The sequence below is a fragment of the Mycolicibacterium insubricum genome (assembly GCF_010731615.1).
In the GTDB taxonomy this organism is placed as follows: Bacteria; Actinomycetota; Actinomycetes; order Mycobacteriales; family Mycobacteriaceae; genus Mycobacterium; species Mycobacterium insubricum.
In genome coordinates this window covers 397,313-406,913 of record NZ_AP022618.1, presented here as the reverse complement: position 1 = coordinate 406,913, position 9,601 = coordinate 397,313, and the positions used below count along the sequence as shown (strand labels likewise).

The following is a 9,601-nucleotide window of genomic DNA, read 5'->3' as shown; positions in this document are numbered from 1 at the left end:
GCCCGCCGGTGTCCCATTGCCGCGACGCCCGACAGCGGGTGTTCAGTGTGCAGGAGCATGATTAATGGTCGTGACGACCAACAAGAAGTCCGATTCCGGGAACGCCGACGAGCAGACGACGGCGATCGAACTCGACGCGGTGTCCGCCGAGGAGCCGCCGGTGTCCGTCGCCGAGATCTCGATGACCGAGGAATCGGTGGACGACGGCGACATCTACGACGGTGTGGTGCCCGACGACGAGGCGCTGGACTGGATCACCGGCGGCGAGGACCGTCGCTCCGGCAAGTGGCAGAAACCCGTCACCATCGCAGCCGTGGCGCTGGTATTCCTGGCGATGGCCGCCGGGTTGGGCGTGCTGGGCTGGAAGGTGTACGACAACCACCGGCTCAACTCCGCGCGCGACGCCGCGCAGAAGGCCGCCGACGACTACGCCCTGATCCTGACCAGCGTCGACTCCGGTGATCTCGATGCCAACTTCGCCAAGGTGCTCGACGGTGCCACCGGCAAGTGGAAGGACCAGTACTCCGCCGGCAGCTCCGAGCTGAAGCAGCTGCTGGTGGACAACAAGGCCAGCGCCAAGGGCCGGGTTCTGGAGTCGGCGGTGCAGTCCGCCGAGAAGAACAAGGTCGTGGTGCTGCTGTTCGTCGACCAGGCGGTGGCCAACGCGAAGGTGCCAGACCCCCGGCTGGACCGCAGCCGGATGAAGATGACCATGGAGTATGTGGACGGCCGCTGGCGGGCCAGCGACATCAGCATCTTGTAACCGGCCCGAAGGGGGTTGAACAGCGTGCATATCGGCAAGAAACTCGGCGTCGCCGTCGTCACGGCAGGCGTCGCACTGGCCACGGCGCCGGTCTCGTCGGCGTCCGCGGCCTCGTTCTGCGGTGAGATCGGTGGTCAGTGGGACGGCTCCTACTGCCACACCACGGTCCCGTCGGAGCGCAAGGCGCTGCGTGACATCAAGATGGCGATGCCGTCTGACCTACTGGACAACCCGACCTCGGGCCCGGTGCTCAAGGACTACCTGCGCACGCTGATGAACAACTGGCGCGACCACGCCGGGAAGATGGCCGCCGACAGCTTCGGCGAGGAGAACTTCGAGGTCTTCAACCACGGCCCGGCCACCTCGGTGGTGTTCCATGAGGACTACCACGCCGACGGGCCGTTCCCCGCCAACGCCTACCGGACCTTCACCTTCGACATGTCCCAGGGCCGCCGGCTGATGCTGGCCGACATCATGGCCAACGGGGCGGACCCGCTGGTCACCCTGCCGCCGCTGGTGGAGCCGTTCCTCATTCCGGCGCTGGATGCCGCGCCGAAGGGCCCGTCGCCGACGGCGTACCCGTTCATCCCGGAGCGCTGGACCCCGGACAAGGTGTACTCCGGCGCATACCGGGCCTGGGCCCTGACGCCCGACGAGCTGATTTTGTACCTGCCGGACTACCCGGTGGCCCGCGACTCCCCGGTCAACTACGACGGGAACACCTATCAGTGGTCGATGGACGGTGGCACCGTCCAGGTGCACGTGCCGCTGTCGGCGCTGGCCGGGGTGCTCAAGCCCGAATACGGCGGCTGATACCGAGCGCCGCCCGGTTGATGGGGCGGTCCCGGCTTCCCCTCGGCTCCACCGGCACTCGCTGCGCTCGCGCCACCTCCGCCGAGCCTCGCCGAACCGCCCGGTTGATGGGGCGGTCCCGGCTTCCCCTCGGCTCCACCGGCACTCGCTGCGCTCGCGCCACCTCCGCCGAGCCTCGCCGAACCGCCCTACTCCCCGGTGAAGTTCGGGGGGCGCTTGGTCAGCATGGCGGAGATGCCCTCGCCGAGGTCCTTCGACGCCAGGAATGCCGCGTTCCAGGTGGCCACGTAGCGCAGGCTGGCCGCCACCTCCGCCGTGCGCTGCTGGTCTAGCACGTCTTTGACGCCGCACACGGTCAGCGGCGGGTTCGCCGCGATCTCCAGTGCCGTCGCGAACGCCGCGTCCAGGCAGGCCTGCTGGTCCGGGTAGACGTCGTTGACCAGCCCGATCTTCTCGGCGCGGACGGCGTCGATGTCCTTGCCGGTCAGCGCCAGTTCGCGCACGACGCCGTCGGACAGGATCCGGGGCAGCCGGGCCAGGCTGCCCATGTCGGCGACGATCGCCAGTTTCACCTCGCGGACGGAGAACTTGGCGTCGGCGCTGGCGTAGCGGATGTCAACGGCCGCGATCAGGTCGACGCCGCCGCCGATGCACCAGCCGGATACCGCGGCGATGGTGGGCGTTCGGCAGTCGGCGACGGCGTTCATCGCGCGCTGCATGTCCAGGATGTGCCGGTGGAACTCCATCCGGGGACCCGCCTGGGCCCCCTCGGCGAGCACCCCGGCCAGCGTGCCGCCCATGGCGGCGACGTCGAGGCCGTAGCTGAAGTTGCGCCCGGATCCGGTCACCACGATGGCCCGGACCTCTGGGTCGGCGTCCAGCGCGGCGAATGCGTCGGGCATCTCCCGCCAGAACGCCGGTCCCATCGCGTTGCCCTTGCCCGGCCCGATCAGGGTGACCAGGGCAACGCGATCGCGAACATCGATGGTCAACGATTCGTAGGTGTGCTCGTGCGCCATGGGGCGACAGTAGTCCCCGGCCCAGGCCCGAGGCCGGTCAGGCCCGGGCGAGCCCTACAGCCGTCGTCCCGCGATCCACTCGCCGGCGAAACCGAGGAAGGCGTCGTTCTCCGAGGGTGCCCCGATCGAGACGCGCACGCCATCGGTGCCGTAGGGGCGCACGAGCACCCGGGCCCGGTCGGCGGCCTGCTCCACGAAGCCGGCGGTGTGTTCCGGGCCCAGCGGCAACCACACGAAGTTGGCCTGGGAATCCGGCACGGCATAGCCGGCGCCGCGCAGGGCGGCGGTCACCCGGGTGCGTTCGGCGACCACCGCGTCGGTGCGGGCCAGCAGCTCGCCGGCGGCGTCCAGTGAGGCGATCGCGGCGGCCTGGGCCAGCGTGCTGACGGTGAACGGCACGTACACCTTGCCCAGCGCGGTGATCAGGTCCGGATGCCCGACGGCGTAGCCCACCCGCGCCCCGGCCAGTCCGTAGGCCTTGGAGAAGGTGCGCAGCACCACCACGTTGGGATGGCGGGCGACCAGGGCCAGGCTGCCCGGGTCCAGACCTTCGCGGATGTACTCGACGTAGGCCTCGTCGATGGCGATGACGACGTCGTCGCGCACCCCGGCGACAAACGCGGCGAGCGCCGCCGGGTCGACGACCGTCGACGTCGGGTTGTTCGGGTTGCAGACGAAGATCAGCCGGGTGCGGTCGGTGACCGCGGCGGCCATGGCCTCCAGGTCGTGGGTGTGGTCGCGTAGTGGCACCGGCACGGGTGTGGCACCGGCGACCCGGATCTGCAGCGGATACACCTCGAAGGCGCGCCAGCCGAACACCACCTCGTCACCGACCCCGGCGGTGATCTGGATCAGCTGCTGGCACAGGCTGACCGAGCCGCAGCCGGCGGCGATGTGCTCGGGCCCGAATCCCCAGCCGGCGACGTGCTCGGCCAACCGGGCCCGCAGCGCCGCGTAGCCGTTGTCGGGGTAACGGTTGAGGGTGTCGGTGGCCTTGTCGATGGCGACGCGGACACTGGGCAGCGGGCCGTGCACGGTCTCGTTGCTGGCCAGCTTGATGGCCCCGGGCACCGTCCGGCCGGGCGTATAGGCCGGCAGGTCGTCCATCAGCGGGCGGAGGCGCGCGGGCATTCGGTCAGCATAGGGGAGTCCGGCGGCGGGTTCGGGCGCTCGGGATCGGGTTTGGTCGACGTGTGCGCGGCCATGTACGCTCATGCCTCGGCGGTTCTGGTACCCCTGTTGGTGACGTGATGGAGGTCCGGTAACCTCTGCAAGGTCGAGGAGGCGTGCCAGAGCGGCCGAATGGGACTCACTGCTAATGAGTTGTCCCTCTTAAAGGGGACCGGAGGTTCAAATCCTCTCGCCTCCGCCACATAACTGAATACACCAAGCGCCCGTAGCTCAACGGATAGAGCATCTGACTACGGATCAGAAGGTTAGGGGTTCGAATCCCTTCGGGCGCACCAACACAGCAGGTCAGAGACCTAACCGAGTTTGCTAGCAAACTTGATCGCACGGAATCCCGTACTTTCCCCGTAAATTGGGTCAGCCGTTCCCGTTGCTGGCCCATCGGTCCAGCACAGCCCGGGTATCGGGCCCCTCCGTCCGGCGCTGCACGTAGTGCCCTTCGGTCGTGGCGAGCTGCGCGTGCCCGAGCTGGTGCTGCGCAGCCTCGACGCCCAGGCCATCCCGGACCACCGTCGCCACCGACCGCCGGAACGAGTGCGGCGTGACCCACTTCAGTTCCGGGTGCGGTGCGAGCGCTTCCCGCAACGAGCTGGCGATGTTCGACGCCGACAGCCAACCTCCGTCACGGTTGGCGAGCACCGGGCCGTCGGGGCCGGTGACGGCGAACAGCTCGGCGAGCACCCGCGCCCCGAACGCGGGCAGCACCACCGTGTGCGCCGGTGCGTCACCCTTGCGCGCATCCTGTCGGTGCAGCGGCATCCCCGCAATGACGCCGTGGTCGATCAACGTCCCGGTGACGGTGACGGTCGGCGGATCCCCGAGCAAGTCGACATCGGCCCACCTGGTTGCCAGGACCTCGCCGGGCCGGACGCCGGTCGCGGCCAGCAACTCGACATAGGCGCCGAGCATCACTCCGCGGCGCGGGCCGCCCCGGCCGGTCGGCGTCGCGTACACCTTCACGGCCTGGCGTACCTGCTCCAGCTCCATCCCGGTGATCGCCCTCGCCGGTTTCCGCTCGTGCTTCGGTAGGCGCGTTTCCCGGATCGGTGACACCTTGACCGCATCGTGGCGGGCTGCGAGGCCGTACATGCCGACGAGCACGACGCGTGTCGTCCGGCCGGCTGACGCCGGCATGTTCTTGAGGTGCGTATCTGCGCGGGCGGTGGTCAGTTCGGTAATTCGCAGTTCGCCGATCTGGTCGGCGCTGTGGACTCGCCACGCATCCCGGTAGTGCTGCTCGGTCTGCGGCTTCAGTCCGGCCTCGGTGACCTTGCCCGAGATCCACGCCTCGAACAGCCCGCCGAGCGTCGTCTTGTGGTTGACGACGCCGGTGGGCTCGCCGGCGGCCAGCTCGGCGGCAATGCGGCGTTTCAGCTCCCGGCGTGCATCTTCGGGCGACTTGCGCGACGTTGCCACCCGCTCGCGCAGCTTCCCGGAATACAACCGGAGATACGTTGTCGCACAGTAGATGTCACCCCGGCGAGTGTCGGTGATCTTGCCGTGCTCACCGGGCGCGAGTCGCTGCCTAGGCATCAGGATCACCTGCTGGCTGACGGCGCGGATCGTCGTCGTCCAATCTCCGAAGCTGCCCGTCGCGGTACTCGTAGACATCTGAACTCGTAGGATTGCCTATCCCGAGCTGCGCCTCTAGATCGTCGATCACGCGGTCGTGCATGGCGATCAGCTCGCGGCTTGCAACGTCGTCAGTGCGTTCGTCGCTGATCATCCGAACCACGGCCTTGTTGCGGAGCATCTTCTGTTCCGCTAGCTGCCGCCAAAGCCCGAGTCGTTCAGTGGCGGCCAGCCACCCGGCCGAGCCCTCTCGGCTGTCCCCGATGCTGGCGAAGCTGTGCCACTCAATACCTGAGAACCACTGTGCCGCTTGGAACTCTGGTGCCTCACGGCCAGGTAGGACCTCGACCTCGTTTTCGTACGGGCCGGGGTAGAGCAGCGTGACCGGCGTTGTGCTCAGTGCTGCCGCCAGCACGATCAGCTCCCCGAGGTCGAACCGAGGTCGACCATTCTCGATCTTCGTGATTGTCGTGCGGTGGATGGGCGCCCCGAGTTCTGCGCACCGTTGCGCGAGCTGCTGTGCCGTCATCCCGAGGCGTTTCCGATGGCCCGCTACTGCGGTCCCGACCCGCTTCGACGTCGCCGCGTGCCAAGCATCACCGATGTTCGCCATAACGACATTCTCGCACGCTGTTGACTCCCGGAGGAACGAACCGTACGGTTCTGACTGCCGACATACACATATGGATATGTCGCCATAGAGAACATTCGGGAAGGATGGCTATGGAAGGTATCGCCCAGAGGGCAAACAACGAGTTGCACGGGTGGCAGGAGGTCGGGCGCAGGCTCGGCGTCGGCCGCTCCAAGGTGTTCGCGTTGTGGGCGGGCGGTGAGCTGCCCAGCGTGAAGGTCGGCGCCAAACGGATGTCCACCACTCGCCAGCTCGATGACTACATCACCCGACTCGAGTCGGGTGCCGCGTGAGTGGCCCGCATACCGCGCAACTCGATCGCGATCACCTCGACGACCACGACCTGGTCGACCGGTATCCGGCCGGCGATGAAGAAACGGCCCCCGAACCCCGAGTGCGCCAACACCCGGCGGGGACCGTCCCGAACACCACTACCCATCACAGCAAGGAGTTCTGACCCATGATGACACACACTGACGCCCCCGTGAGCCCGACCGTCGGGATGCTGGAGACCGCCCGCGCAGCCGAACTGTTGGCCCGCCAGCTGCACGACCAGGCCCAGGACCTCGACCCGGACGTGACCCCGTTGTGGTCGGTCGTCGACGTTACCGCCGCCGCTGCGCATCTGCGGGCCGCGGCACGCCTGGTTGACCGGGCTGCCGACCGTATCGCCGCTGACGAGGTGATCCGGTGAGCGACAACGCGATCCGCTGCGGGCTCGATGGCTGCACATCGAGACAGTGCGCGAGTCCCGGCGCTCATAGCTGGACGAGCGAGCTGGCCATCTACGGGACCACCGGAATCCCAGGCCAGTCCCGCTACCTGAGTATCTGGCTGGACATCGACGATCGAGACCGCCGGCCCAATGAGATCCTGCTCGGCCTCTACAACGACAGGAGCGGTGAGCACGGCACCGAGGCATGGATGACGGTCGCGGAGGCCGAAGAAATCGTCCATCTGCTCGGTAGCGCAATCCGCCGCCACACCGCGTACAGGGCGGCCAGCAAGTGATCACCGCGACCCCGGACGGCCGCCCCCAGACAGGGGGCGGCCCACCCGCCGGCGACGAGGTGCGGACCGCGGTGCGCTGCAAGCACTGCCGTCACTGGATCGTCGACCCCATCAGCGTCGCGGCTGGCGCCGGGAAACACTGCCGCGAGGCCCACCGTGCCCGATAGCCCACAGGTGTGCTTCGCCGAGCTGGTCGCGTTCGTGACCGGTGTCCTCGGCGTCAACCCGACGGTTCCCGTCCCGGCGGCGGGAACCGCGGCATGGTGCGCCCTCGACGACGCCGACCCCGCCAAGGCCCAGGCCGTCCTACTCGCCGGCCTGCACTGGGGCCTGCACCTCGACCTGCTCCAACTTGCCCGCGCCGAAGCATCCCGCGAAATCGCCTGCGCCGCACCGTGGGCCCGCTGGGCCACCGAGAAACACCGCGGACGCGGAACCGCATACATCCCCCGAGAGAAGGTCTCGTGACCAACATCGACGACGAAATCACCCGCGCGTTCTTCCTGGAATCCGGCTCCGAGCCGCTGCGGCGGATATACCAGTGGGCGCGTGCCCGGTACGCCGCACCGTGGGCTGTGCTCGGCGCTGTCCTCCTGCGCATCGCGGCCAGCGTCGGGCCGCATGTGCAGTTGCCCGGCCTCATCGGCGGCCCCGCATCACTAAATCTGCTGTGCGCGTTCGCATCCCCATCCGGGGGCGGCAAAGGCATCTCGGACAAGGTCGCACGGGAAGCGTGGCCGACGCCGGTCACCGAACTGCCCATCGGCTCGGGTGAGGGTATCGCCGCGGCATTCAAGCAACCCGACAAGCCCGACGCCGATCACGAAACGCTGCTGGCCGCGGTCTTCGCGGCACCCGAGATCGACACTCTCACCGGCCTCGCATCCCGCCAGGGCTCAATCCTGCTGGCACAGCTCAAGTCCATGGCGATGGGCGAGCAGATCGGGCAGCACAACGCCCAGAAAGCCACCAGCCGCGTCATCGAAGCCCACAGTTACCGTGCGTGCCTATCCGTCGGCGCCCAACCCGGCCACTGCGGCATCATCTTCGGCGACACCACCGGCGGCACCCCGCAACGGTTCCTGTGGTTCCCCACCACCGATCCGAACATGCCGGCCGACCCCGGGCCCGAGCCCGAACCCCTGGACTCACGGCTGCCCGGATGGGCGCGCCCCGCACCGATCGCCGACCGGGTGCCGCAGATCATCGGCTACGGCCCCGACACCATCCGGCAGACCGTCATCACCGCCCACCTCGCCCGGCAACGCGGGGAAGCCGAAGCCCTCGACGGCCACGCCCTGCTCACCCGATGCAAGGTCGCCGCGCTCCTGGCGATCATGCACCACCGCAGCGTCGTCGACGAACTGGATTGGGAGCTGTCCGGCACGGTGATGGAGGTGTCCGACCAGACCCGGCAATGGCTCCTCAACCACGCCCAGCAAGCCGAGCGAGCAAAGAACCGAGCCCGCGCCATCCGGCAAGCCGAGTTCAATGACATGGTCGATAGCCGCCTCCTCGACGGGGTGAAGAACAGCATCATCCGCACCCTTGCCAGGGACGGCGAGCAAGCCGGGAATGTGCTCCGAAGCCGCATGGGTAAGCGCGAACGGCGCGACCTGTTCGACCAAGCAGTTGCGTTGCTGGAGAGTGAGGGGAGGGTGTCATCAATCGCGGTTGACCGCGGCGCCCGATACCGCTTGACCAGAGTTCAGGGTGAACCACCGGTTCAGGGTCCATCTGTGCAGGTCGGATACCCCGAACCGAAAGTTCAGGGTGAACCCAGCGCGACGGTAACCGAGCTGGATTCCCGCAGGCCGGACTGCCCTGAATGTCACCGGTACCCCGCCCGACCTGAGACCGGCAAGTGCGACGCCTGCACCGTGGCAACCATCGGAGCGCACGAGTTCTTGGTTTGCTGGATGCGGCACAACGCCGAGCCGGGACAGTGGGTCACCCCGAGTGTCGTGATCGCCGCGGGCACCGCCATCGGGTACAAGCACTCCACGTTGAAGGCCGCCCAGCAGCGGGTCGACAACCCTCGTATCGAGTCGTCCGGGACGGGCCGCGGTAGCCGGTGGCGCATCGCCCCAGCAAATGATCAGGAGACAGCATGACTGGCCACGCCTGCGATCCCCACCCGGACCCGCGCGGCGGGTACCTCACCCAGACCCGGGTCCTCCGGGTGCTCATCGAGGGGTTGAAGCGCGAGGACGGCGACTGGCTGCCCGTCATCGACGAGGTATACGGGTGCCTCGTGTGCACGATCGCGTTCGTGGGGACCCTGGCGGGGTTCGGAGGCAACACGTTCAGCGCGGTGTACCAGCACGACGGGAACGCCTTGTTGGCGCTGGAGTTGCAGTTGGCGGCGGTCGAGGCCGAGATGCGGTCAGGGCAGACTGGTGGATAGCGGGTTCGTTCCGTTGACCGGCGAGCAGCTGCACGGGATTCGGTATTGCATCGCGGAGACGATCCGGTGGAGGGTTCTGGGGGCGCGGCCCGTTCCGGGGTGGATGCGAGCGTTGGACGAGCACCTCAAGATGTCCGTAGGCGGACGTAACACTGGTGTGCGGCAACAAGAATCAGATCAGATCGACACCGACGAAG

13 protein-coding genes and 2 tRNA genes are annotated in these 9,601 nt (G+C 68.0%); 11 read left to right on the top strand and 4 right to left on the bottom strand.

Annotation, left to right across the window (positions count from 1 at the left end; all coding sequences use genetic code 11):
• The first annotated feature begins 64 nt into the window (after positions 1-64).
• Both G6N16_RS01965 and G6N16_RS01960 read left to right on the top strand, forming a co-directional pair.
• Positions 65-763 carry an Rv1363c family protein gene (locus tag G6N16_RS01965; protein WP_083032461.1) on the top strand — a complete coding sequence of 233 codons (699 nt, stop codon included), beginning with the start codon at positions 65-67 and terminating at the stop codon, positions 761-763.
• 30 nt (positions 764-793) lie between these two features.
• The gene (locus G6N16_RS01960) at positions 794-1,576 is read left to right on the top strand and encodes a mannan-binding protein (RefSeq protein ID WP_179961233.1); all 783 of its coding nucleotides are present in this window, start codon (positions 794-796) and stop codon (positions 1,574-1,576) included.
• A 188-nt stretch (positions 1,577-1,764) separates the two neighbouring features.
• On the opposite strand, the gene G6N16_RS01955 is transcribed toward G6N16_RS01960, so the two are convergent.
• Both G6N16_RS01955 and G6N16_RS01950 read right to left on the bottom strand, forming a co-directional pair.
• On the bottom strand, positions 1,765-2,595 hold the full coding sequence (locus G6N16_RS01955; RefSeq protein ID WP_083032458.1) for a crotonase/enoyl-CoA hydratase family protein: 831 nt from the start codon (positions 2,593-2,595) through the stop codon (positions 1,765-1,767).
• 54 nt (positions 2,596-2,649) lie between these two features.
• Positions 2,650-3,726 carry a pyridoxal phosphate-dependent aminotransferase gene (locus tag G6N16_RS01950; RefSeq protein WP_083032456.1) on the bottom strand — a complete coding sequence of 359 codons (1,077 nt, stop codon included), beginning with the start codon at positions 3,724-3,726 and terminating at the stop codon, positions 2,650-2,652.
• 149 nt (positions 3,727-3,875) lie between these two features.
• Here G6N16_RS01950 and G6N16_RS01945 point away from each other — a divergent pair.
• Together G6N16_RS01945 and G6N16_RS01940 are read left to right on the top strand one after the other, a co-directional pair.
• Positions 3,876-3,967 (top strand) — tRNA-Ser (locus tag G6N16_RS01945).
• An 18-nt stretch (positions 3,968-3,985) separates the two neighbouring features.
• Positions 3,986-4,061 (top strand) — tRNA-Arg (locus G6N16_RS01940).
• 79 nt (positions 4,062-4,140) lie between these two features.
• Here G6N16_RS01940 and G6N16_RS01935 read toward each other — a convergent pair.
• Positions 4,141-5,316 carry a tyrosine-type recombinase/integrase gene (locus G6N16_RS01935; RefSeq protein ID WP_083032494.1) on the bottom strand — a complete coding sequence of 392 codons (1,176 nt, stop codon included), beginning with the start codon at positions 5,314-5,316 and terminating at the stop codon, positions 4,141-4,143.
• Positions 5,309-5,968: a helix-turn-helix domain-containing protein gene (locus G6N16_RS01930; protein ID WP_083032455.1), complete on the bottom strand. Its 660-nt coding sequence runs from the start codon at positions 5,966-5,968 to the stop codon at positions 5,309-5,311. Before G6N16_RS01930 ends, G6N16_RS01935 begins: the two co-directional genes overlap by 8 nt.
• A 110-nt stretch (positions 5,969-6,078) precedes the next feature.
• Here G6N16_RS01930 and G6N16_RS01925 point away from each other — a divergent pair, with 110 nt between their 5' ends.
• The 7 genes from G6N16_RS01925 (at position 6,079) to G6N16_RS01895 (ending at position 9,404) form a co-directional block, all read left to right on the top strand.
• Positions 6,079-6,279: a MerR family transcriptional regulator gene (locus tag G6N16_RS01925; protein WP_133052975.1), complete on the top strand. Its 201-nt coding sequence runs from the start codon at positions 6,079-6,081 to the stop codon at positions 6,277-6,279.
• Entirely contained in the window at positions 6,276-6,443 is a 168-nt protein-coding gene (locus G6N16_RS01920) for a hypothetical protein (RefSeq protein WP_163787736.1), read from the top strand. The genes G6N16_RS01925 and G6N16_RS01920 overlap by 4 nt, the downstream gene beginning before the upstream one ends.
• Before the next feature lie 3 nt (positions 6,444-6,446).
• Complete coding sequence (locus tag G6N16_RS01915; protein ID WP_133052974.1) at positions 6,447-6,680, top strand: hypothetical protein; 234 nt, start codon at positions 6,447-6,449, stop codon at positions 6,678-6,680.
• Positions 6,677-6,997, top strand: coding sequence for a hypothetical protein (locus G6N16_RS01910; RefSeq protein ID WP_083032450.1), 321 nt, complete (start codon positions 6,677-6,679; stop codon positions 6,995-6,997). Before G6N16_RS01915 ends, G6N16_RS01910 begins: the two co-directional genes overlap by 4 nt.
• A gap of 156 nt (positions 6,998-7,153) precedes the next feature.
• Positions 7,154-7,465 (top strand): DUF2742 domain-containing protein, encoded by a 312-nt coding sequence (locus G6N16_RS01905; protein WP_163787735.1) that lies wholly within the window; start codon positions 7,154-7,156, stop codon positions 7,463-7,465.
• Positions 7,462-9,111 (top strand): hypothetical protein, encoded by a 1,650-nt coding sequence (locus G6N16_RS01900; RefSeq protein ID WP_179961171.1) that lies wholly within the window; start codon positions 7,462-7,464, stop codon positions 9,109-9,111. Before G6N16_RS01905 ends, G6N16_RS01900 begins: the two co-directional genes overlap by 4 nt.
• A complete protein-coding gene (locus tag G6N16_RS01895; RefSeq protein ID WP_083033237.1) occupies positions 9,108-9,404 on the top strand; it encodes a hypothetical protein in 297 nt (98 codons plus the stop codon). Before G6N16_RS01900 ends, G6N16_RS01895 begins: the two co-directional genes overlap by 4 nt.
• Positions 9,405-9,601: the final 197 nt, after the last annotated feature.